At 62.5% G+C, this 23,349-nt stretch carries 15 protein-coding genes; 9 read left to right on the top strand and 6 right to left on the bottom strand.

Annotated elements, in window-relative coordinates; genetic code table 11:
* The first annotated feature begins 47 nt into the window (after nt 1-47).
* The gene (locus AB6804_RS20985; RefSeq protein ID WP_370888087.1) at nt 48-791 is read left to right on the top strand and encodes a GntR family transcriptional regulator; all 744 of its coding nucleotides are present in this window, start codon (nt 48-50) and stop codon (nt 789-791) included.
* Between the two features lie 74 nt (nt 792-865).
* On the opposite strand, the gene AB6804_RS20990 is transcribed toward AB6804_RS20985, so the two are convergent.
* Nucleotides 866-1,003, bottom strand: a complete 138-nt coding sequence (locus AB6804_RS20990; protein WP_370888088.1) for a hypothetical protein — start codon at nt 1,001-1,003, stop codon at nt 866-868.
* Between the two features lie 92 nt (nt 1,004-1,095).
* Here AB6804_RS20990 and AB6804_RS20995 point away from each other — a divergent pair, with 92 nt between their 5' ends.
* From AB6804_RS20995 to AB6804_RS21005, 3 genes are all read left to right on the top strand, one after another.
* Entirely contained in the window at nt 1,096-2,019 is a 924-nt protein-coding gene (locus AB6804_RS20995; RefSeq protein ID WP_370888089.1) for a DNA-3-methyladenine glycosylase, read from the top strand.
* 151 nt (nt 2,020-2,170) lie between these two features.
* A complete protein-coding gene (locus tag AB6804_RS21000; protein ID WP_370888090.1) occupies nt 2,171-4,180 on the top strand; it encodes an MFS transporter in 2,010 nt (669 codons plus the stop codon).
* A 198-nt stretch (nt 4,181-4,378) separates the two neighbouring features.
* Nucleotides 4,379-4,831: a hypothetical protein gene (locus AB6804_RS21005; RefSeq protein WP_370888091.1), complete on the top strand. Its 453-nt coding sequence runs from the start codon at nt 4,379-4,381 to the stop codon at nt 4,829-4,831.
* A gap of 261 nt (nt 4,832-5,092) precedes the next feature.
* Here AB6804_RS21005 and AB6804_RS21010 read toward each other — a convergent pair whose 3' ends face one another.
* The gene (locus AB6804_RS21010) at nt 5,093-12,352 is read right to left on the bottom strand and encodes an amino acid adenylation domain-containing protein (protein WP_370888092.1); all 7,260 of its coding nucleotides are present in this window, start codon (nt 12,350-12,352) and stop codon (nt 5,093-5,095) included.
* A gap of 636 nt (nt 12,353-12,988) precedes the next feature.
* Between AB6804_RS21010 and AB6804_RS21015 the strand changes: the two genes are divergently transcribed.
* From AB6804_RS21015 to AB6804_RS21030, 4 genes are all read left to right on the top strand, one after another.
* Nucleotides 12,989-13,582, top strand: coding sequence for a TetR/AcrR family transcriptional regulator (locus AB6804_RS21015; protein WP_370888093.1), 594 nt, complete (start codon nt 12,989-12,991; stop codon nt 13,580-13,582).
* A gap of 284 nt (nt 13,583-13,866) precedes the next feature.
* Nucleotides 13,867-14,625, top strand: coding sequence for a hypothetical protein (locus AB6804_RS21020; RefSeq protein WP_370888135.1), 759 nt, complete (start codon nt 13,867-13,869; stop codon nt 14,623-14,625).
* A 155-nt stretch (nt 14,626-14,780) separates the two neighbouring features.
* Entirely contained in the window at nt 14,781-16,136 is a 1,356-nt protein-coding gene (locus tag AB6804_RS21025) for a TAXI family TRAP transporter solute-binding subunit (protein WP_370888094.1), read from the top strand.
* Between the two features lie 12 nt (nt 16,137-16,148).
* Entirely contained in the window at nt 16,149-17,729 is a 1,581-nt protein-coding gene (locus AB6804_RS21030; RefSeq protein WP_370888095.1) for a phospholipase D family protein, read from the top strand.
* Nucleotides 17,730-17,760: 31 nt separating this feature from the next.
* On the opposite strand, the gene AB6804_RS21035 is transcribed toward AB6804_RS21030, so the two are convergent.
* The 4 genes from AB6804_RS21035 to AB6804_RS21050 form a co-directional block, all read right to left on the bottom strand.
* The gene (locus AB6804_RS21035; RefSeq protein WP_370888096.1) at nt 17,761-18,738 is read right to left on the bottom strand and encodes an aldo/keto reductase; all 978 of its coding nucleotides are present in this window, start codon (nt 18,736-18,738) and stop codon (nt 17,761-17,763) included.
* Between the two features lie 177 nt (nt 18,739-18,915).
* Nucleotides 18,916-20,259: an MFS transporter gene (locus AB6804_RS21040; RefSeq protein ID WP_370888097.1), complete on the bottom strand. Its 1,344-nt coding sequence runs from the start codon at nt 20,257-20,259 to the stop codon at nt 18,916-18,918.
* 154 nt (nt 20,260-20,413) lie between these two features.
* The gene (locus AB6804_RS21045) at nt 20,414-21,322 is read right to left on the bottom strand and encodes an SMP-30/gluconolactonase/LRE family protein (RefSeq protein ID WP_370888098.1); all 909 of its coding nucleotides are present in this window, start codon (nt 21,320-21,322) and stop codon (nt 20,414-20,416) included.
* Nucleotides 21,319-22,149 (bottom strand): NAD-dependent epimerase/dehydratase family protein, encoded by an 831-nt coding sequence (locus AB6804_RS21050; RefSeq protein WP_370888099.1) that lies wholly within the window; start codon nt 22,147-22,149, stop codon nt 21,319-21,321. Before AB6804_RS21050 ends, AB6804_RS21045 begins: the two co-directional genes overlap by 4 nt.
* Before the next feature lie 164 nt (nt 22,150-22,313).
* Here AB6804_RS21050 and AB6804_RS21055 point away from each other — a divergent pair, with 164 nt between their 5' ends.
* Nucleotides 22,314-23,345: a LacI family DNA-binding transcriptional regulator gene (locus AB6804_RS21055; RefSeq protein ID WP_370888100.1), complete on the top strand. Its 1,032-nt coding sequence runs from the start codon at nt 22,314-22,316 to the stop codon at nt 23,343-23,345.
* Nucleotides 23,346-23,349: the final 4 nt, after the last annotated feature.

Consider the following 23,349-nt stretch of genomic DNA (forward strand, 5'->3'; position numbering starts at 1 on the left):
CCGCTTTCGGTGAGCTAAAATTGCCGAAATGAATTCCGAGGTATTGAATGCAAAATCCTGACGTCCCGGACGCGCGCTTGTCGCCCGCGCTCCTGCCGAAGCTGGAACGGCTCCGCTTGCACGACACGGTCGTGGACAACCTGCGCAACTTCATCGTCGAAGGAATGCTCGCGCCCGGCGTCAAGCTCAACGAGCGCAAGCTGTGTGAAACGCTCGGCATCTCGCGCACGCCGCTGCGGGAAGCGCTCAAGGTGCTGGCTGCCGAAGGTCTGATCGACATCGCGCCGAACAGAGGCGCGTCGGTGTCGCAGATGAGCGACCTCGAGATCCGCGAGATGTTCGAGTTGATGAGCGGCCTGGAGGCGTTCTCGGGTGAACTGGCATGCGAGCGCATCACGCCCGCCGAGATCGCGGAGATCAAGTCGCTTCACGAAGGGATGGTCGCCTGTCGCGCGCAGAATGACTTGTCGGGGTATTACGCACGTAATCGCGCGATTCACGACAAGATCAATGAGGCGGCGCGCAATACCGCTCTCAGGCAAACGTATGTGTCGATCAACCGACGCTTGCAGGCGCTACGCTTCCGCTCTAATTTCCAGACGCCGAAGTGGGACAGCGCGATACGCGAACACGAAGAGATGATCTCGGCCTTGGAGACGCGCGACGGACCGCGCATGGCTGCGATTCTGCGTCGGCATTTGCTCGGCAAGCGGGATGCGGTGCTCGCCGAGCGCACGCTAACGACGGTGAAGCCTGCCTCACCGGCCGGGCGTGGTGCGAAGCATGCGTGATTCGCTGCGTGCGAGAATGGCTTGTCCGAACGGGCAGTCGGACGCACGCTCGAGCATGCTGCGGAGAGTTTCAATTAAACACGGGCGACCCATGCCGCGTGGTGGTCGCTGCCCGCGACGCTCTTATGTTCAACGTGGCGCCCGATTGGAGAGATAACGGCCAGCGCAGCCGTAATGACGATTGCGACGATACTGATAGTGATGGCGTTCATGTTTGCCTCCGTTTCAATGAAGCCATTTTCGACGTGAAAACTTAGCCGTGAATGAGCGCCCCCGTTATGGCATTCATCATTCCGCATACAAGATGCATTCTACGCAGTTACCCTCCGCCGCGACCATCGAACTACCGTACAAGCGCCCTTTCGACTGGGCACGGCTCATCGCATTTATCGGCGGGAGAGCGTCGGCAGGCGTTGAATCGGTGGAAGGAGCCGCTTACCGTCGCGCGATCGAATGGCGCGGCAATGTCGGCATCGTCGAAGTGCGGCCGCATGCACGCAAGCATTGCCTGATCGCGACCGTACAGGGTGATGTGCACCGCCACGCCGATGAACTTGTCGTGCCGCTTTCGCGCATGTTCGACGTGCACGTCGATCCGCACGAAATCGCGCGCTGCCTTTCGCACGATCCGCTGCTCGGGCCGCTCGTCGAGGCAACCCCGGGGCTGCGTGTACCGGGCGCGTGGTCCGGATTCGAGCTAGTGGTGCGGACCATTGTCGGGCAGCAGGTCAGCGTGAAGGGTGCATCGACGATCATGGGCCGCATCGTCCAGCGCGCAGGGCGGCGCATCGACGGCCATCCGCACGAAGGCACGGCGTGGCGGTTTCCTACTCCGCGCGAACTTGCCGATGCGGACCTCGCCCAGATCGGCATGCCGGGCAAGCGCGTCGAGACCGTGCAGCGCTTCGCGCACGCGGTCGCGACGGGTGCGCTGCCGATCGACACGCCCGGCGCGGACCGCGAGCATTTGAAGCGCGAGTTGCTCGCAATGCCCGGCATCGGTCCGTGGACTGTCGGCTACGTTGCGATGCGCGCCCTGCGCGACCCCGACGCGTGGCCCGACGCCGATCTCGTACTGATGCAGGCGATCGCGCGATGCGAGCCATCGCTCCTGAAGCCAGCGCAGCAACGCGCCTACGTCGAACGCTGGCGTCCGTGGCGCGCCTATGCGGCGATGCACCTGTGGAACGGCGTCGCGCTGGGTTCAGGGCTTGCGAGAGGCGGTTGAATCTTGCATGCGGTCGATTGCATTCAGCATGCCGAGCGGTCGCAAAATAGCCTAATCTCAATCGTGCAGGACTGTTCTGCGGCACCGGGGCAACGGCAGGGACAGCTCGCAGCGAAAGACGCATCGCAGGACTACCGGCGGGGAGTCGCACATGGACGCTGCATCACAGGATACGGCGAGCGGACGCGGTGAACGCACTGCATCAGCATTGGACACCGCGAGTGCATCCAATGTGCCGATTGCGCCGCGCGTGCAGAAAATCGTCGTCGCGATACACGGTATCGGCAATCAGTTGCATAGCGACACCGTACGCTCGGTCGCCAGCCAGTTCGGCGCGCGTTACGATCCGCCGTTGCCGGTCATGCCGCTCGGCTATTTCGATATCGCGGGCGTCGGCGAAGTCGATGTGCGTCAACTCGACTTGCCACAGGGCGGCCCTTACACGGCCGAGCAACGCGCCTTCTATTCGGCCCTCGGTTTCGCCGAAGTCTATTGGGCCGACATACCGCGCGAAGTGGTCAAGCAGGACGACACGCTAGAAGAAAGCAAAGCGTGGGGGCTGTCCATCGTGAGCCGCGCGCAGGCCGCCTACATGCTGAACGTGAGGGAGCGAAAGCTCGAACCCGCCGACTTCTCGCTTGCGGCGGGCGTCGTCGAGGAGGTCGTCGAGACCGTCGCCGTCATGCAAAGCCTGCTCGCGGTGACGGAAAAGGCCGGCGTCTTCAAGTTCGATCTCGCGCCCGTCCTGCGCGACTATGTCGGCGACGTTCAGCTGGTGGCGGACTTCAAGCAGCATCGCGACACCATCGTCTATCGCTTCCATCGCGTGATGAAACGCCTGGTCGACCTCGTCACGACGCGCTGCAACTGCGCGCCCGAGGTGTACCTCATCGCCCATAGCGAGGGCACCGTCATCAGCTTCCTCGGCATTTTGCATGCACTCTCGCAGTCTTCGATACAAGATCCCAAGGACAAGAAACAGGCGATCAGCACGGATTGGGTGAAGTGCTTGCGGGGCTTCATGACGATCGGCTCTCCCATCGACAAGCACGTGTTGTTGTGGCCTGACCTATGGAGAAACATGGCGCTCACCACGCGCGAAACAGACGGCGGGATCATGCTGTCCGACCGGACTGGTGATCCGTTGCGGCTCGATGCGCGCATCAAATGGCGCAACTACTACGACTTTGGCGATCCCGTCGGCTTTGCCCTCGACACCACGCGAGCCTATCTGAGCGCAGCCGGCTGCAAGGCGTTCGAATTCGAAGACCAGCACGACTATGGATTCGCCCGCTACTGGTTGCCCGGTAAGGCGCACACCGATTACTGGAGCGATGCCGGCGTCTTCAACCACTTCATCGAAGACGTCATGCTCGGCAAACCAACCGCGCGCCCTCCGATAAGCCGCCGTGCGCGAGGCATCGTGAGTACGTCGATCCCCTATCTCCTGAGCTTTGCGCTGCATCTCGCAGCCGTGTTCTTTGTGTACAAGGCCGTAACCGCGTCATCCGACGCCGACAGTTCGAGCGGGGCGCCTGCGTTCATCCATCTCACGCGCTCGGTCTTCGCGCTCGCGTGCCTGCTGATGGGCACGACCGTCGCCGCGCGCATTCCTCGACTGGTCAAAGCACGCGGTGCGATGCGCACCGATGCGTGGCTGCGATGGCGCGTCGTTGCCCTCGCGGCGTTCTGCGGTGGTGCGCTTCTCTTCTGGGTGGTGCTGCTTCCGGATGTGGCCGAGTTTCTTGCGGGGCCGTTCGCGAACGTCGTGCACGATCGCATGCAAGATTCAATCGTCGGCAAGCTCGTGTTCGTCGCGGCAGGCATCGTCGTTGCGCTTTCGGGCTGGTTCGCACCGCGGAAGCCGCGCTGGGGACGGCGGGTGATCGTCGGCATGGGAACGCTGATGACGGTGCTCATCGTCGGCGTGCGGCTCTGGGGCGATCTCGAAGACAAGGCGCTATGGCCCGTGGTGCTTGGAGGTGTGCTCTTCCTGTATGCGTGGTGGCTCGCGATTCTGATTTTTGATCTCGCGTTCGTCTGGCATCGCTATGTGCGCAACTCGGTCGCCCTCGACACCCTGCGCGCGTGGCGCTTGCAAGGGCGTGACGCGGAGCCTCGGCCGATCGTGCGAATGCACAGAAAACAGGCGACACGTTAGATCGCATGCTGCATGCCGCGTGCTGCATGGTGAATGCCGAACGCAAGTCAGGTAATTGCATTGCCGGCTTATCAAACGGGTCGAGTATCGGAGATCGTTTGAGCAGCACGAAGCTACAAAGACCGATCAAGCACGGAAGCGTCGGCGTTACGCTGAACGCATTCGTTGCCGCCGAATACTGCTTTGGAGGAGACTTCAATGAACGAGAGGTCAAACGACGATTGGCAATATCAGGTGCGCGTCCGCCTAAGTCCTCGATACGCGGAACTGGCGCGCAAGGATAGAAGCAATCCGGCGCTATCGTCTCTCAACACATTGCTCGAGCGACACGACGCTCAGTTGAAATGCCAGTTCGATGCCTTCGCCGACTATGTGGCCGAAGCGGAGCGCGAAGGCACGGAGCATTACCCGTTGTATCGATGGACACGCGAAACTATCGAAAATCCCGAAAAGGAAGCGAAATATCTCGAAGCCTTCACGCTATATGTGAATGGCGATGAAGTCTACGACAAGGCCATCGCCGATGCGCTCGAACTGGATCTTCGGGAACTAGCAGCACACGCAAGCGATGTCATCGCAGAAGTCCGAAAGTTCGACACGAACCCGGCCCACAACCCGCAACCGCCGTCTTACGATCGGTCCGGCGCGTAGCTCGTCGTCGATCACGCGCACGGCTTCAGCGTGCCCGGTCAGAGCATCGCGTCTATTTCAGCACGCTTGGCAAGCCAGCGGGCGTACCGGGTGCGTTCGTCGTGCCGAGTGAGGCCGTCATCGAATGGATCATTCAATGCGAATAAGTTCAGTAGGCCCGTTCACGGCGCATATCTAGTGAACGCGGCCCCGCGGGTATTGAACCATCATATCCGCGTAACGCTGCCGCCTCGCCGCAACGAGACGGCGGCGTGCTACGCCTTACATCACTTCCGCGTCGCGCGTGTTGGCAGGAAGAAAGCCTTCGTCACGCAGATAACGCACGTAGACCCGTATCAACTGCGCATAGTCGATTGCTAAACGCACATCGAACTGCGCGAGCCGCGCGATGGTCCCGATCTGATCGACAGGCATGTCGTGGAAGGTGAGATCGCCGGTATAGAAGTCGCGCAGCAGCGCCAGACCGTTGGCCGAGTCCAGCGTGGCCAGACGCTGCTTCCATGCTTCCGGCGCTTCCGGCAAAGCATGCAGCCCTTCTTTGCCGAGCGCCTCGAACCACGCATCCTGACTCATGCATTCCGGGTTTTGCAGATTGGCGACATGCAGGCCGTCGCACGGATTCAGCGCAAGCGTGCACAGGGCGCGCGCCAGCAGATCGACGGGCGTCATCTCGACGGTTTGCCCGGTGGCAGGATACGCGCCTAGCCGAATGCATCCCTGATTGAAGAGCCAGAAGTGGTTATGCCGATAGTTGCTGTAACCGGTTTCGGCGTGCCCCGTGACATTGCCGACCCGCACGACCGTGGCAGGCAGGCCATGCACGCGGCTATAGGCCAGCACCCGCTGTTCGCTGACCCATTTACCGAGCAGATAGCCGTTGTCGGATTGCGGTTTGCCGCTTGCGACGCGTTCCTCCACGCGCGTCGCGCCTTCCAGCATCATCGGCACGGACATGGTTGACAGGAAGCACAACGGCTTCATGCGCACCGAGAGCGCGAGCTGCAGCAACGCCTCGGTGCCGCCAACGTTGGCCGCCTTCAGACTGCCATACCCATGCAGATGATGCACATGCGCGCCGCCATGCAGGATGACATCGGCGTGTTCGGCAAGATGGTTCCAGTCGGCGTCGGACAGGCCCAGACGCGGCTTCGCGAGATCGGCGCTCAGCACCCGCACGCGTGAGAAGTCGATCGCCAGTCCCGCAACGCGTGCTTCATCGACAAGACGCGCGAGGCCGGCTGCGGGATCGTGGCAGCGTTGCAGGCAGAAGACGGTATCGGCGAGATGGCTCAGTTCGGCAAGCAAATGGATGCCGATGAACCCGCTCGCCCCCGTCAGAATCACGTTGCGGATGCGCGCGGCGCCGGTCTCGCGCCAAGCGGCCAGCGCAGGATCGACTGGCGCGAGCGGCAAGGCGGCGTCCGCCACCGCGCGGGCGATGTCATCCTCGTCTTCGCGGCTCGCAAGGCTCGCGATGGTCGGCGCGCGGTAAAACGCGGGCATCGCGAATTCCAGACCCGCTTCGGCGCGCACGCGCGCGTGCATGCGCATTGCAAGGATGGAGTTACCGCCCAGGCGAAAGAAATCGTCTTCGCGGCTGACGGCATCGAGATGAAGCAGCGCGCACCAGATCGCGGCGATCTGCGTTTCCAGTCCCGCACGTGGCGGCTCGCCGCTCGACTGTGCCGCCGGCTCGGGCAACGCCTTGCGGTCGATCTTGCCGGAGCCGGAAAGCGGCAGCGCCGCCAGGCCGATATAGCGGGCAGGCGCCATGTAGTCCGGCAGCGTGGCGGCAATGTGCGCGCGCATGGCGTCTTCATCGACCTGCGCGTTCCCGGCACGCACGTAATACGCCGCGATATAGCGCTGCTCGCCCGCGCCGCGAATGGCGCAGGCCACGTTCACGACGCCTGGCAGGGCCGCAAGCTGATTCTCGATCTCGCCGAGTTCTATACGAAAGCCGCGCAACTTGACCTGCTCGTCGTTGCGACCGAAGTACTCGATCACGCCGTCTTCCAGATAACGGCCCAGATCGCCGGTGCGATACATCCGCGCATACGGCCTTTCCGCGAACGGATCAGCGTCGAAGCGGCGCAGGGTCAGCGTCGCTTCGTTGCGGTAACCGCGTGCGAGATTGTCCCCGCCGATGCACAACTCGCCGATCGACCCCGCCGGCACGAGTTGCGACTGCGCGTCCAGCAGATACACGTCGTAACCCGGCAACGGCTTGCCGAGCACGCGCACGCGGCCATCGGGCGCGATCTGGCCGAAGGTCGCCATGACGGTGGCTTCGGTCGGACCGTATAGCGAGAAAAGACGCGTCTTGCCGGCCCACCAGCGCGCGGCGGTTTCGTCGAGGGTGTCGCCGCCGAACGCAAGCATCTTCAGGGAAGGCAGTGGTTTCTTCGGCAGGCCTTGCAAGAGCACCGGCGCGAGAATGGCATGCGTCACGCATTCACGTTCCAGCAAGTGGTGCAGCAGGTCGGGGTCGCGGCGCGCTGTTTCCGGTGCGATGACGAGCGTGCCGCCGTTCAGAAGCGCGAGGAAAATCTCGAGCACGCTGGCATCGAAATTCGTCGATGCAACGAGCGTGCTGACACAGCCCGCCGCATAGTCGAGCGCGGTGGCCGCGCCCGCGATCATGCGCACGACGCTGTGATGTTCGATCAGCACGCCCTTCGGCTTGCCTGTCGAACCGGAGGTGTGAATGACGTAAGCGAGCGCATCGGGCGAGACTTCCGCCAGCGCGCATGGGGCCGCTTGCGCGAGCAGGCCAGCGTCGAGGAAGACGAGGTGCGAGAGTTGCGCGGCTTCGAGTCCGGCGCGGCCGTGGGCATCGGTTATACAGACTTCCAGCGCGCAGTTACTCGCGAAATGCGTGAGGCGCTCCGCCGGATAGGAAGGGTCGAGCGGCACGTAAGCGCAACCTGCCTTCAGCACGCCGAGAATCGCGGCGACGAGAAGCGGACCCTTGGCCATGGCAAGGCCCACGCATGATCCCGCGCCGGCATGTGCCAGCAAGCCGCTGGCAATCCGCTCGCTCAGAGCGTCGAGCGCGCCATAGCTCAGCGTGTGCTGTTCGAAGCGGATGGCTTCGCGATCGGCAAAGCGCGCTGCTATCGATGCAAAGCGCGCCGGTATGGACGATGCGGCATCGTCGAGCGGCGCGCCCCGCGCAAAGCGGGTGACGAGCGCGCGCCCGGCGTCGCTCAGATACGCCAGGTCGCCGACAAGCGCGGCAGGCTGATTCGCGGCGGAGTCGATGAGCGTCGTCAACACATCATGCATGGCATGAGCGGTGCGGGCCTCGAAGAGCGATCCGTCGTATTCGATACGGCCATCGATCACGCCTTGCCGGTCCGCATACAGGATCACCGAGATATCGGCCTTCGATGTCTTCGATGGCAGCTCCTGCACGCTCACGCCGCCATCGCCGATACGCGCATGCAGATCAATGCCGCTTTGCAGACTGAAGAGCGTATTGACCGCGCCGATATCCGCGACGCCCGCCTCGAACGGCGTGGCGAGCAGATGCTCGCGGTCGTCGAGCATCTGCGCATGCACGGCGGACACGAGCTCACCGAACGCCTGACGCGGATCGATCTGCAGCTTCATCACCGCCATGGATACGAGCATGCCGTAGACGTCTTCGCTTCCCGGAACATCGCGGCCCGCTTGCGGATAGCCACTGGCGAGCGTCGCCTGGCCGCTTACGCGCCACAGCCATAAGAGATGAAGCGCGAACAGCACGGGCGAGAGCGTGGTGCCGCGTGCCTGCGCGATGTTGCGCAGCTTGCCGGCCTGTTCCTGCGTGAGGTGCATGGGAATGACGCGGTTAGCATCGGCGCGACGCGTGGCGAAGTCGCACGGCAACTCGACCCGCAATGCCGTGCCCTCGAGCTTGTTCGCCCAGTAGCTTTGCGCACGCGCAAAGGCCGTCGTATGCGTGACTCGATGCTTCCACGCGCAATAGTCGAACCAGTTCAGCGTGCGATGTTCGAGCGCTTTGCCTTCGTAGTTCGCCGCGAGTTCTTCGAGCAGGAGCGTGAGCGACCAGCCATCGAACATGGCGTGATGAACGCAGAACAGCAGCGTGCTTGCGCCGCTTTCGACATCGAGCAGCAGACGGGCGCGCCAGCACGGCGTGTCATCGGGATGGACCGGCGCCGTGGTCCAGGCGTCGATATGCGCGCCGATCTGCTCTGCCGTGGCGCTTTCGATGGGAATCTGCACCGCTTTGCTCGATGCAGCCGGCAGCAGGCGAAGCTCGCCGCTGGCATCCGAGAGTGAGGCACTGAAAAGCGCATCGCGCGCAAAGAGCCGTTTGAGCGCCGCGTGCAGCGCGAGCGGATTCACCTCGCGCGAAAAGTCCGCGCGTATCACGATGTTGTATGCGTTATCCATCCGGTTCAGACGGACGCGATGGAACATCGCTTCGGCGATGCCGCTCGTCACCGCCACGCCATGTGCTGCGGCTTCATCGTGAAGTAGCGCAGGCAACGGGTCGTCATGGTTCATGGCGTTGCGCAGCGCCTGGCAGAATGCATCAAATGCGGGATGGGCGAGCAGCAAGCCGGGCTTCACGCTCACGCCGAGCGCAGCGCCGATCCGTCCGCAAGCCAGCGTCGCGAGCAGCGAATGGCCGCCTGCTTCGAAGAAGTGACTGCGTTCGTCGATGACCTCCGTGCTCACGCCGAGTGTCTCCGCCCAGGCCGACTGAACGGCGCGTTCGAGCGCATCGAAGGCACGCGCGCTCTTCTGCGACGACGACGCTACCGGAGCGGGCAAGAGAGCGCGATCCAGCTTGCCGTTGAGCGTTAGCGGCCAGTGCGCGACCTGCACCAGAAACGCGGGAATCATGTAAGCCGGCAGGCGCGGCTCCAGCCGGCCGCGCAACCCGGCGGCATCGAGGCCATTCGCCGTGTACCACGCCACGAGCGCGACGCTTCCCTGATGCGGATACGTGCCGATACATACCGCGCTCACCTCGGGCTGCGTCGCGATGACGTGCTCGACCTCGGCAATCTCGATGCGATAGCCACGCACTTTCACCTGAAAGTCGCTGCGTCCGAGGAACTCGATCTCCCCGTTCGGCAGGAAGCGCCCGAGATCGCCGGATCGATACAACCGGCCTCGGCCATCGGCATCGTCGATAAACTTTTCTGCGGTCATTTCAGGGCGATCCAGGTATCCCCGCGCCACCGACGCCCCGCCGATGCAAATCTCGCCGATGCCACCGAGCGGCACCGCGCGTGCGTTCGCATCGAGCAGATGAACGGCGTAGCCCGGCAGCGGGCGGCCCAGATGGTTGGCGAGTTTCTGGTCGCCGAAAAGGTTCTCCGTGCACAGCACGGTGATCTCAGTCGGGCCGTATATGTTCGACAGCCGCGTGACCGAGGACCAGAAGCGCACGGTATCGTCGTCGCTGGCTTCGCCGCCGCACATGATCGTATCGAGGTCCGGCAATGGGCGGCGCGGCAGGAGACGCAACACGGCGGGCGGCAGGAAGGCGTGCGTGATCCGCGCTTCGGCCAGAAAGTCGAAGAGGGCATCGGGATCGGCGCGCACGTTATCCGGCGCGACGACGATCTGTCCTCCGTGCGTGAGCGGATTGAAGATTTCGAGCACGCTCGCATCGAAATTGACGGAAGCGAACTGAAGCCAGCGCGTGGCCGCTCCGCGCTCGTAACGGCCTTCGAGCGACGCGATCATGTGCGCAAGCATGCCGCGCTCGATCACCACACCCTTAGGCTTGCCCGTCGTGCCCGACGTGTAGATGACGTAGGCCGCATGCGCCGGCTGTGCCCCGCGCGACAATGCGCGCGGCTGGCGAGCCGGCGCGCTCGCGTCCAGGATGTCTTCGATGCGCAGCACTGGGCAGCCGAAGGTGGCGCGCACGCGCGCTTCCGTGTCCGCATCCGCGATCACGGCGGCGAGCGACGCATCTTCCGCCATGAAGCGCAAGCGTTCCTCGGGCATCAGCGGATCGAGCGGAACGTATCCCGCGCCAGCCGCCATCACGCCGAGCATGCCTGCCACGACCCGCGCGCCGCGCGAAACGCATAGGCCAACGAGCGCATCCGGCCCGCCATGCGCTTCGAGCGCGCGCGCGATGCAGGACGCAGCAGCCGCGAGCTCCGCATAGGTGAAGCGTGCGTCGGGACCGCTCAGCGCGGGCGCATCGGGCTGGGCGCGCACGATATCGTCGAAGCAAGCGAGCACATCGCGCGGCGCCGCCGCAAGCGGGCCGCCGTGCGACCACGCGCGACGGCGCGCCGCGAGCGATGGGGTATCGAAATCCAGCCCGGCAAGCGGTGTGTCGAGCTGCGCGTCGAGCCGCGACAAAAGCGCCGCATAGTGTTCGAGCGCGATGGCCAGGCCACGCGCGCTTTGCGGATGATGGACCTGCACATCGAGCGTGATGTCTCCGCTCGTGCGCAGGTAGATCGAGACGTCCTGGCGCTCGGGACGCCGGCAGAAGTGCGTAAGCAACTCGCCGCGAATGTCGCCGAGAAGGAGCGCGTCGTGCGGCAGGTAGTCGCGCTCGCAGAGCACGGTGGTCGCGCGACCGTAGTCCGGCCGCAAACGCTTGAGTTCGTCGAAGACATCGCCGGCGGGGATGTTGCTGTGAAAATTCGCCATCGCGAAGCGCACCGCCGCGTGTTGCAGAAACTGGCGCAGCGTCATGGTCTCGTCGAAGTCGCTACAGATGAAGCGCACGCGTTCGTCGTGACCTGCGCGGTCATAGGACTGCTCGCTGCCACGCCGATGATGCGCCGTGATCACCGACGACTGACGCGACATCTTCTGCAACACGACATGCAGGCAGCTTTGCAACAGGAACTCGACGCTCAAGCCCAGCGCATGCGCCTGTTCCCGCAGAGCGCGGCTGAGTGCGCCGCCAAGCGGCATCGCGAAGCCGGACTCGCCGGGCGCGCCTTCCACGCGCGGCGGTTGCCATGCGAACTCGCCATCCGCGAGCTGCCGGACCCAGAATGCGAGATCGCTCTGCCATTGCTGCGGTTCCATCGACATGCGTTCGGCTTCGAGAATGCCTTCCTGATCCAGCGCGAGATCATCCGCGAATGTTTCGCCCGCATAAGCCCGAGATAGCGACTCAAACAGCGGCTGCAACGAGAACCGGTCGAGCAGCGCGGGATGACAGGCGAACACCAGATAACTATTCGCGGCCCCGCGCAACAGCGTAATCGACCAGGGCGCGCCTGCGTCGATTCGAAGCGGGCGGGCGCACAGTGTCTCGATCGCCGTCGTGAAGCGGGCTTCGTCGGTGTCGTCGAGATCGACCACTTCGAGGCTTGCAAGTGCGGCATCATGCAGCAGGTAACGTGGACCATCGTCGCCGCGAATCACTCGCCAGCGCAAGGGTTCGCAGTGCCGCGCGACATGCGCCACCGCACGGCCGAGGCGCTCGCTATCGGGTGCGCCATTCAGCCGGAAAGCTGCGCACAGATTGCGCGACGCAGTCGTGGGCGTGGCCGCACGCGCTTGCGTACGGGACATGGAATGGATGTTTGTATGCATGGTGACTTACGCCGTTTGACGTTCTTCTCGTGGCGAAATGTTCAGCGCGGACTCCCTCCGTGACGCTCAATCTAACCGGCTGAGGATTTCGGATCGTCCATGATAGTAAGGATACCTTTCGTTGAACCGCATATGGCCCAAAAAAATACAAAACCGCTGCGACATCGAGTCAGTCAGCAAGCGAATCGTGCATGGAGCTACTCGTCATACAGCCATATGCGCGCCCCTTTGCAGCAGCTTCCGTTGTGGCACACCGCATCGACCGGAATCGCAGTTGTAACGCATGGGGTGACAGATGAGAGACTGCGTGATCCCCGCGAAATTCAGAGTCGTTGAAGTTCGTCATCCATTCGGTCGCACCTTTGACGACCTCGGGCATCGACTTTGGCTCGTCGTCCACCGTCGATGCTTCTGTCAGATGCACCACGGCACGCTGCGCCCATCCATCTGGTGACGCACGTCTGCCGGCTCATACGCGAGCTTTTCGGCGCTCGACGATCACATCCGCGTACTGACAAACGTTTGCGGCCGAGGGCGTTCCACGAACAATGTCCTCACGGTGCTTCCGGCCTGACAACCGCACGGTTGACGTTGTGACCGTCGCACGATAAGGTCTTGGTCAACCAACCAAGTTCGTCCCGCGAGGCAGCCAGCGTGCCGGATCGAAGACAAACCATACTCGAGGCCGCCCTCGCCACGTTGCGGGAAGAAGGCTATTCCGGCTTCACGCAACCGCGCGTCGCCAAACGTGCCGGCGTGCGTCAAAGCCATCTCACGTACTATTTTCCGACGCGGCTCGCGCTGATCGAAGCCGTCGCGCGCACGGCGGTCAATGCACAACTCGGTGCGCTCGATGCTTTCGCAGGCGAAGCATCGCCGAAGGTCACCGCTGCCTCGATCGCGAATGTCGCCATGCGGCACGAGAACACGCGCGTGCTGATGGCCCTCGCTCAGGCCGCAGACGAAGAGCCTTCGATACGCTATCTGTTTCGTGAGTTCGCAGATGCCATTGCAACGCGCATCACGCGCATGCTCGAAGCAATGGGACTTGCTGTAAGCAAGGAACATGTCGCGATGGTCCATGCGCTCGTCGTGGGCTTCGCAGTCGTCGAGCTTGCGGTCGGGCACAGCGACGGCAAGCGCCGTGCAAGCGCGGCAATCGAAGGGCTTTTTTCGATGCTGCCCCGTCACGACGGAAGCGCCCACTAGACCTTCGCACGGCCAGGCTCTCAACGACTCACCGTAGCGGGACGCAACGCCCTCTCCGATCAACGCCTGAATCCTTCTGCATGCTGCATGCAGATCGCGCCTGACCGGTGACATCGCATGAAATAAGTCTGCACGAGACTGCGCGAGGGCCTTCCCCTATAGTGAGTCCGTCGCCACAGTGAAGCGCCACGTGGCCCACGAACCCAGAGGGACGTCCCGTGAACGACCAATCGAATTCTGCATGCAAGCTCGTTTCGTCTGCTTCCAAAACGGGACTGCGCCGGATGATGATCGCCGCCGCTGCCGTCGCCCTTGCGCTTTCGAGCGGCTCCGCTTTCGCTGGCTGGGCGCGCGGCGGCACGGCCTACACGGGGCGAGGCGAATACAACAGCGCGCATTTCGGCTCCTGCGGCGGCGGAAGTTGTTCCCATGCCGGCGGCGTGATGAATCCGTGGGGCGGCGTCGCGACTAACTCCGGCACCGTCACCCGAACCGCGCCGGGCCAGTTCTCGAACTCAGGCACGGCCTATGGCCCCAACGGACGTTCGATGCAGCATGCAGGCGACACGAGTTGCGCCAGCGGCTCGTGCTCGCATACCGGCGCCATGACCGGCTCCGGAGGCAACACGGCGACCACCGCGAACACCGTGACACGCAACGCGCCCGGGCAGTACTCATCCTCTGGCTCGGTCACCGGACCGAACGGCAATACGTCGACGCATACCGCATCCACTAACTGCGCGGGCAACACCTGCAACCGCTATGGAACCGTCGATACCGCGAGCGGCGGCACAGTCACGCATTCCGGCAGTGCAACGAGCGTCGCGCCGGGCGTCGTCGTGACATCGGGATCCGCGACCGCGACGAACGTGTCGCATAGCACCACCGTGGTAACGGCCGGGACGGTGACCACCGGCACGGTGATCGTAGCGCCGCCGCCTCCGCCGCCCGCTGTCGTCTACGTGGCGCCCGCACCAGCACCCGCCGTGTGGGTTCCGGGTCACTGGGTCGGCGCAGTCTGGGTTCCGGCGCATTGGGCCTGAAATGCAAAATGCCAACGCTTGAGCACTGCTGATCGCGTTGACGAGTGCCGCTCACGCGGCGGCTGGCGGTACACTGCGAGTCAACGCCGCGTCCAAACCAGGCTCGACATGCTCAGTGTCAAACCCGATGCGCAGGAATCGAAGGCAATCCGCTCATGCGGCGGCATCGCATGAAACGCCCGCACATGCCGCAGGACCATGCGAAAGGGGTGCTGCACGACCTCACCTGGACAGTCGGGCCTGTGCTGCTCGCTTTTGCCCTCGCGACCGCGCTCGTCGTTTGGCTCGTCGACCCCGCGCCGCCCAAAACGATCACTATGAGCGCCGGGCAACCCGACAGCTCGCTTTACCAGACTGCGCAGGAATACGCGAAGATCCTCGCGCGCAACGGCATCACGCTCAAGGTGCTGCCTTCCGACGGCTCCGTGCAGAATCTGGAGCGCCTGCTCGATCCTAAAGCGCAAGTCGACCTCGCGCTCGTGCAGGGCGGCATCGCTACGAAGGAGCAGGCCTCGTCGCTGATTTCGCTCGGCAGCGTGTCTTATGTACCGATCGTCGTGTTCTATCGCGGCAAGGGACTCACGCTGCTATCGCAACTGGAAGGCAAGCGCGTCGCCATCGGACGCGTTGGCAGCGGCACGCGCACGCTGTCGCTGAAACTGCTCGAGGCCAATGGCATTACGCCCGGCGGCAGCACGCAGCTTCTGTCGACGGACGGCCTGCAAGCCGCCACCGAACTCGTCAGCAATGAAGCGGACGCCGTGTTTCTAAGCGGTGATTCGGCCACGCGCGGGCTCATGCTTCGGCTGCTGAAGGTGCCCGGCATATCGGTGATGGACTTCAACGAAGCGCGTGCATATACGCGGATCTTTCCGTATCTCGACGAGATCGAATTGCCGCCCGGCGTGCTCGATCTCGGGCGACGCATTCCACCGCAGACGGTGCATCTGATCAGTCCGACTGTCGAGCTCGTCGCGCGCAACAGCCTGCATCCGGCGTTGTCGGACTTATTGATCGAAGCCGCACAGGAAGTGCATGGAATGGCCGGGCTATTGCAGCGCGCGGGTCAGTTCCCCAGTCCGGTTGCGCATGAGTTTCCCATCAGCGAGGATGCCAGCCGCTATTACCGCTCGGGAAAGAGTTTTCTTTATCGCGCGCTGCCGTTCTGGCTTGCGAATATCGCGGACCGCGCGCTCGTGTTGCTTCTGCCCGTCGCGGTACTGGTCTTTCCGATGCTGCGGCTCGTGCCCGCGCTTTATCGATGGCGAGTGCGTTCTCGCATCTATCGCTATTACGGCGCGCTGATCGCAATCGAGCGAGGTGCAATGCATATGTCCAACGATGAAGAGCGGCGCGCATTGCTGGTCGAACTCGACCACATCGAAGAGTCACTGGATACGCTCAAGCTACCGCTTGCCTATGCCGATGCACTCTACGTGCTGCGCGAGCACATCGGCTTCGTGCGTGCGCGATTGAGCACTGCGGCACGCAAGGAAAACCACACGGCTTAGGAGGCGACGCCAATGCTCAGGCAAGCATGGATGCGATTGCTCTACGCAATGACGATGCTCGCTTTGATGACCGCATGCGCAAGCCTGCCGCCTCAAACCGGGCGCACGCCGAGTCATGCAATTGCCAAATCGCCGGATACGCGCTTGGGCCAAGCAGTGTCGGAAAGCGAAGCCGCGCATCCCGACGACAATGCATTTCATCTCTTGTCCGACGGAGTCGATGCGCTCGTCGCTCGCATCGTGCTCGCGGAAAGCGCGGACCGTTCGCTCGATTTTCAGTACTACATCTGGCACGACGATCTCACGGGACGCGCGATGGCCGCGTCGGTTCTGCGTGCGGCGGATCGTGGCGTGCGCGTGCGATTACTGCTTGACGATCTCGGCACCAATGCCGACGACAATCTTTTGCTTGCGCTCGCTTCTCACCCGAACATACAGGTGCGTCTCTTCAATCCGGTGGCTAACCGCAACTTCAAGCGGCTCGGCTCCGCACTCGAATTCTTCCGAGTGAATCGCCGCATGCACAATAAGTCGCTTGTCGCCGATAACCAGTTCGCCATTCTTGGAGGAAGAAACATCGGCGATGAATACTTTGGCGCATCGAGCACGATCGAATTCGGCGATCTCGATGTACTCGTGCATGGCCCCGTCGTTGCGGAAGTCTCGGACGCGTTCGATCTCTACTGGAACTCCGATGCCGCCTATCCCATTGAGAGCCTCGTAGGCCGCCGCGCGGTTTCCAATGCGCTCACCACATATCGCAAGGGACTCGATGCCTATTTGCAGTCGGAAGCGCATTCTCCCTATGTCGCACAAGCAAGGCAACGTATCTCACAAGCGATCGAATCGCGCGATGCAACGTTTGCGTGGGGCAAGGCCACCTTGCTCTACGATGACCCTGAAAAAATCACGCGTGATCCGAGTGACAGTGAAGGCCGTTTGATGTCGAAGTTCAGGGCGCTACGGCTCGCGCCGAGGTATGAATTGCTGATCGTTTCGCCCTATTTCGTTCCGCGCGAGATCGGTGTCGAATGGCTGCGGTCGATGACGGCTCGCGGCGTGCGCGTGACGGTGCTCACCAACTCTTTAGCGGCTACCGATGTGGCGGCTGTTCATGCGGGTTATCAACGCTATCGCAAGGACATGCTCGAAGCGGGCGTGCGGCTATACGAGCTAAAGCCGGTCGCGTCCGAAGATGGCAAGGAAGACGATCAAGACAAAGAAAAGAAAACGATGTTCGGATCGTCGAAGGCGTCGCTGCATGCAAAGACTTATGTTTTCGACCGAGAGCGAATCTTTATCGGCTCCATGAATCTCGACCCGCGTTCAGTGGAATTGAACACGGAGATTGGCGTGTATTGCGAGAGCGCGGCGGCGGCGCAGCAAGTGGCGGATGGCATCGGGATGAGGATCGATCGCATCGCATGGCGCGTCGAAATGAAGCCCAACGCCGGCGGCGGTCAGCGTATGGTCTGGATCGATACGGACGATAAAGGCGCGACGACCACGCTGGAGAGCGAGCCAGGCGTGTCCGCGCTCAAGCGTGCGACGATATGGATGCTTGGCATTCTGCCGATAGAGTCGCAATTATGAGTTTCGAGCGCGGCTCTATCGGCGCGTAGATTTACTTGAAGCCTGCGACTGCGTGCGGCACATAGGGCGCTTCGAGTTGCGCAATTTCTTCGGCCGTCAGGTTCAGCGACAAGGCGGCAACCGCATCGCTCACGTGTTGGGGTTTCGATGCCCCGATGATCGGCGCACTAACGGGCGACTTCTGCGCGACCCATGCAAGCGCCACTTGCGCCCGTGGCACACCGCGCGCCTTCGCCACCGAGGCAACGGCTTCGACGATAGCGCGGTCCGCATCGTGCGTTTGATACAGCGTGCTGCCAAAGGCATCCGTTTGCTGACGCTCGCTCGTGGCGTCCCATTCGCGCGTGAGACGGCCGCGCGCAAGCGGGCTCCAGGGCAATACGCCTATGCCCTGATCCTCGCATAGGGGCAGCATCTCGCGTTCCTCTTCGCGATAAAGCAGGTTCAAGTGATTCTGCATCGTCTTGAACTCTGTCCAGCCGTTCGCCCGCGATGTATAAAGCGCCTTGCTGAACTGCCACGCATACATTGACGACGCACCGATATAACGCGCCTTGCCCGCCTTGACGATATCGTGCAGCGCCTCCAGTGTCTCTTCAATTGGCGTCGTGTAGTCCCAACGATGAATCTGATAGAGATCGACGTAATCGGTGCCGAGTCGCTTCAGGCTGTTATCAATTTCATTGAAGATGGCTTTGCGTGAAAGGCCTGCGCCGTTTGGGCCTGGCCGCATGCGATTGAAGACCTTCGTCGCAATGACGATGTCGTCGCGCTTCGTCATGTCTCGCAACGCGCGGCCAACAATCTCTTCCGATGTGCCATCGGAATAAGTATTGGCGGTATCGAAGAAATTGATGCCGGCGTCCAGCGCCTGCTGAAGGATGGGGCGGCTTTGCTCTTCATCGAGCGTCCACGGATGCGTGCCGCGTCCAGGCACGCCGAAGGTCATGCATCCGAGACACAGTCGCGACACTTCAAGCCCGGTCGTGCCGAGTTTCACGTAGTCCATCGGGAAATCTCCTTGCCGTCGATTGCTTTTCGAAAGAGTGCGCGAAGGCTCGAAAGCCTTCGCGCACGAGAGGAAAAGCCTAGACATTAGCGCAGCGTGGCGGAACCTGCTTGCCTTACGATCGCTGACGCCGCCTTGCGGCTTGCAAGGAAATCAGTGTGCTACTTGGAGTGCAGACTAAGATCGCGCAGGCTCGCCATCTTCCATATCCCGCGTTCCGGAAATCGTCTCCAGTGCCGAGTCATGGTGCAGCAACAAGACTGCGGCGACACCGACCATTCCGGCGCCTGCGAGACAGAGCAGGCCCGCGCCAAAACCGCCGGTGCTGTCCTTGATCCATCCCATCGCATAAGGTCCAAAGAAACCCGCGAGATTGCCCAGTGAGTTGATCGCCGCAATGCCGCCCGCGGCAGCTGCACCCGACAGGAACGATGCAGGCAGCGTCCAGATGATCGGCAAGCAACCGAAGATGCCGAAGCCCGCAATCGACAACGCGATCATCTTCAGCACGGGGTTGTCCAGCCCTGCGGAAGCTGCAATGCCGCCCGCTGCCACCATCAACGCGATTGCAACGTGCCAGCGTCGTTCGAGTGTGCGATCCGAATGACGTCCCCACAGAACCATGCTGATGACGCCGACTGCGTACGGCAAAGATGTCACGAAGCCAGTCTGAAGATTGCTCAGCCCGAACGCCTTCACGATTTGCGGCAGGAAGAAGCTCAGGCCGTAGTTGGTTGCGTTCGCACCGAAATAAATCAGCGCAATCGCCAGCACGCGCGGGTTGAAAATCGCTTCCTTCACGCTAAACGAATGCACCGCTTCGCGATGCGCGCGCTCTTGCGCTTGCCGGTCGACGAGCCAGTTGCGTTCATCGTCAGCAAGCCAGTGCGCGTTCTGGGGCTTGTCGGTGAGGTAGAAGAACACGACGAATGCGAGCACGAGCGCGGGCAGCGCTTCGATCAGATAGAGCCATTGCCAGCCCTGCATGCCGCTGATGCCGTCCATTTGCAGCAGCGCGCCGGAGATCGGACCGCCGATCACGGTGGACAGCGGAATGGCAGCCATGAAGTAGCCCACGACGCGTCCGCGATATTTCGCCGGGAACCAGAGCGTCAACAGATAGATGATGCCCGGGAAGAAGCCGGCTTCCGCGATGCCCAACAGGACACGCAAGCCATAAAACACATAGGCATTCGACAGGCCCGTGGCTTGCGCAATATGTGGGATGTAGGCCATCAACGCCGCGAGCACGCCCCACGTGAACATGATTCGCGCAATCCACTTTCTTGCACCGAAGCGTTCCAGGAGCAAGTTGGACGGGACTTCGAAGAAGAAATAAGCGATGAAGAAAATGCCTGCTCCAAAGCCAAAGGCGCTCGCGGAAAAGCCAAGCGCCTTGTTCATTTGCAGCGCAGCAAAGCCGACGTTGACGCGATCGAGATAAGCGATGAAGTAGCAGAGAATCAGGAACGGCACGAGACGAAGCATCACGCGCTTCATGGTGCGGGTTTCAAGGTCCATCAATATCTCCTCGAATAGGGAATCGGCAGATCGTTCAGTTTGAAGCGACCTGCGCAGCCTACTCTTTAAGGAGAAACTCCAGAACTGGTGTTTAGCCTGTATAGCGCTAAAAAAACTCACTCGCCAAGGCGATGCCAGCGCCTCGGCGTGGCGTTTATGCGACCGGTAACATACCGGCGTAGATCGGTTCCGGTAATCCTTGCACGCCGGGGTGCAACGCGAAGACGCAGCCGTCGGCGTCGGTTGCGTTGGCGGCAGGACGGATCGACGTGACGTAGAGGGTCGACAGATCGTCACCGCCGAATGCGCACATCGAGGGCTTCGTCGCAGGCAGATCAATCGTGCGATCCAGGTTGCCTTCGGGCGTGAAGCGCAACAGGCAGCCGGCATCATTCGCACAGGTCCAGTAGCATCCGTCCGCGTCGACCGCCGCGCCGTCCGGACGCCCTACGTGATGGTGCAAATCCGCGAACACGCGACGGTTATGCGGCGTGCCGGTGTCGGTGGCGAAGTCGAAGGCCCAGATCTGCCGCTTCTGCGGATGCGAATCCGACAGATACATCGTCGCGCCGTCCGGCGAGAAGGCGAGGCCGTTCTGCGTGATGAGTCCGTCGACGATCGGCGCGGACAGCGTGCCGTCCGCATCGAAGCGAAAGAGCGCGCCTGCGGTGCTCGCGAGTGACATGTCCTGCACCATCGTGCCGGCCCAGAAGCGGCCCTGCCGGTCACACCGTCCGTCGTTGAAGCGCATGCCGGGCGCATCGAAGCGCGGCGCGGCGAGCTTCGTCAGGCGAACGTCGCCCGCATCCGGCAGCGTCACCGCGAAAAGCCCCGTCTCCATGCCCGCGACCAGTGTGCCCGCCGCATCGAATGCAAAACATGCGACCTGTTCAGGCAACGCCCATTCGCTGCGCTGTCCGGCCGCCACAGCGAGCCGCACGATGCGCCGCGCGGGGATGTCGACCCAATACAACGCCTGGTCTTTTGCATGCCAGACGGGGCATTCGCCGACTGCTGCGCGCCCCGCCGCCTCTAGCCGCTCCACGCGCGGCGCGCTGTTCATCGGCTGCGCTCCATCGGTTCGCCGAGCACGAACGCGCCGCCCTGGAAGCGTTGCGCGGGGTCGTCGTGGTCGTCGGTCGGTGCGCGTACCGGAAAGCGATCGTTGAACTCGACTGAGCTGTCTTGCGGGTTGAACCCGAGGAAGCTGGCCTTGCTGTTGTCCCACCACTTGACCGGATTGTCCGACGCGCCGTACACCACGGCGTGTCCCACGCGATTCGTGAAGAGCGAACAGCGCACCAGTTCGATGAAATCGCGGTAGCTGAGATACGTCACGAGCATGCGGGGATTCTTCGGCTCTTCGAACGACGACCCGATACGCAGGCACACCGTCTCGATCCCGAAGCGGTCGAAGTAGTAGCGCGACAGCGACTCGCCGAAACACTTGGTCACGCCATAGAGACTGTCGGGGCGCTGCGGCGCATCTGCATCGAGCACTTCGGTCACGGGATGAAAACCGATCGCGTGGTTCGAGCTTGCGAACACCACGCGCCGGACGCCGTGACGGCGGGCCGCTTCGTAGATGTTGTAAGTACCGCGGATATTCGCCTCGATGAGATCGTCGAACGGCGCATCGATCGAAATGCCGCCCAGATGCACGATCGCATCGACGCCTTCGACCAGACGCATGACCGCGTCGCGATCCGCGAGATCGACCGCGCTGACTTCCTCATCTGCGGCAGCGTCGTCGATCGGCGCGATGTCCGACGCACGCACCACATCGGCCCACTGCGCGAGCGCCCCGCGCAGTTGACGACCCAGGTTGCCGGCGGCGCCGGTGAGAAGCAGGCGTTTGAACGGCTTGCCCGTTGCGGTTGACTGGTCCATCGAAACTCCTGTCGAATGCTTTTGAGTCTGAACGAGTAAAACGTTTTCCGCACTATAGCGACCAGCGCAAGCCGTCGTCAATCGGCATTCTGCGCACTGCATGCAGCATGCAAAAAACGTTTCAGCGGCCTCGTTTTCTGAGACAATCCGAAAATATTGGAAAAATGCGAGAAAACGTTACCTCGATGAAGAAATTGTCTCCGACCATTCGCGATGTCGCCGCTGCAGCGGGCGTCTCGGTCGCAACGGTCTCCAAGTACATCAACGGCGCCCAGCGTTTCTCGGCGCCGGTCGAAGCGCGGCTCAAGGAAGCCATCGCTACGCTCGGGTATCGGTCCAATCCGCTCGCGCGTTCGATGATCACCGGCCGCACGCGCACTATCGGACTCACGATTCTCGACATCAGCAATCCGCACTTCACCAACGTGGTCAAGGGCGCTAACCGCATCGCGCTGCGTCACGACTACACGCTGCTGCTCGTCGATATCGACGAACAGCAGGCGCGCGAGCGGCCGTTGATCGAAGCCCTCTCGCAACGCGTCGACGGACTGATCGTAAGCTCGCGTCTGCCCGACGAGGAGGCGCACTGGATGCTCGACCTCGGCAAGCCCGTCGTGCTCCTTCGCAATGCCGAGGCGCTGCCGATTCCGAGCGTCGGCATCGACAATCGTCTCGCTTCGCACATGCTCGCGCGGCATCTGCTGAACCTGGGGCATCGGCATATTGCATACCTTGGCTTCGGCCAGGCACGCATCAACGATGAACGCATTCGCGGCGTGCGCGAATGCCTCGAAGAAGCCGGCCTCGAACTCGATGTTCACGATGCCCACGCTCCGACCGCGCTCGCTGGCGAACATGCGTGCTCGCGCGTGATGCTCGGCCCGAAGCGCCCGCAAGCGGTGATCTGCTACAACGACTTGATCGCGCTCGGGTTCATGAAGGAAGCCGCGACGCTCGGCATCCGCGTGCCTCAGGATGTCTCGGTGACGGGCATCGACAACGTGCCTTACGGCGCATACGCCGCGCCGGGTCTCACCACCATCGACATTCAAAGCGAGCGGATGGGCGAGCTCGCCATGCAGAAGCTCATCGACGCACTCGCCGGTCATCCGGACCCCGGCAACTCCATGTTCGAGCCGCGCCTGATCGTGCGCGAATCGACCGCCACGGCTGCGGCCCGGACTGCGAGTGCGTGAAGCG

The organism is Caballeronia sp. RCC_10, from assembly GCF_041360715.1.
Lineage (GTDB): Bacteria > Pseudomonadota > Gammaproteobacteria > Burkholderiales > Burkholderiaceae > Caballeronia > Caballeronia grimmiae.

What these genes read in the sequence shown, in the direction of transcription:
- AB6804_RS20985 (WP_370888087.1), top strand. Translation starts at nt 48, where the DNA reads ATGCAAAATCCTGACGTCCCGGACGCGCGCTTGTCGCCCGCGCTCCTG.
- AB6804_RS20990 (WP_370888088.1), bottom strand. Translation starts at nt 1,003, where the DNA reads ATGAACGCCATCACTATCAGTATCGTCGCAATCGTCATTACGGCTGCG.
- AB6804_RS20995 (WP_370888089.1), top strand. Translation starts at nt 1,096, where the DNA reads ATGCATTCTACGCAGTTACCCTCCGCCGCGACCATCGAACTACCGTAC.
- AB6804_RS21000 (WP_370888090.1), top strand. Translation starts at nt 2,171, where the DNA reads ATGGACGCTGCATCACAGGATACGGCGAGCGGACGCGGTGAACGCACT.
- AB6804_RS21005 (WP_370888091.1), top strand. Translation starts at nt 4,379, where the DNA reads ATGAACGAGAGGTCAAACGACGATTGGCAATATCAGGTGCGCGTCCGC.
- AB6804_RS21010 (WP_370888092.1), bottom strand. Translation starts at nt 12,352, where the DNA reads ATGTCCCGTACGCAAGCGCGTGCGGCCACGCCCACGACTGCGTCGCGC.
- AB6804_RS21020 (WP_370888135.1), top strand. Translation starts at nt 13,867, where the DNA reads ATGATGATCGCCGCCGCTGCCGTCGCCCTTGCGCTTTCGAGCGGCTCC.
- AB6804_RS21025 (WP_370888094.1), top strand. Translation starts at nt 14,781, where the DNA reads ATGCGGCGGCATCGCATGAAACGCCCGCACATGCCGCAGGACCATGCG.
- AB6804_RS21030 (WP_370888095.1), top strand. Translation starts at nt 16,149, where the DNA reads ATGCTCAGGCAAGCATGGATGCGATTGCTCTACGCAATGACGATGCTC.
- AB6804_RS21035 (WP_370888096.1), bottom strand. Translation starts at nt 18,738, where the DNA reads ATGGACTACGTGAAACTCGGCACGACCGGGCTTGAAGTGTCGCGACTG.
- AB6804_RS21040 (WP_370888097.1), bottom strand. Translation starts at nt 20,259, where the DNA reads ATGGACCTTGAAACCCGCACCATGAAGCGCGTGATGCTTCGTCTCGTG.
- AB6804_RS21045 (WP_370888098.1), bottom strand. Translation starts at nt 21,322, where the DNA reads ATGAACAGCGCGCCGCGCGTGGAGCGGCTAGAGGCGGCGGGGCGCGCA.
- AB6804_RS21050 (WP_370888099.1), bottom strand. Translation starts at nt 22,149, where the DNA reads ATGGACCAGTCAACCGCAACGGGCAAGCCGTTCAAACGCCTGCTTCTC.
- AB6804_RS21055 (WP_370888100.1), top strand. Translation starts at nt 22,314, where the DNA reads ATGCGAGAAAACGTTACCTCGATGAAGAAATTGTCTCCGACCATTCGC.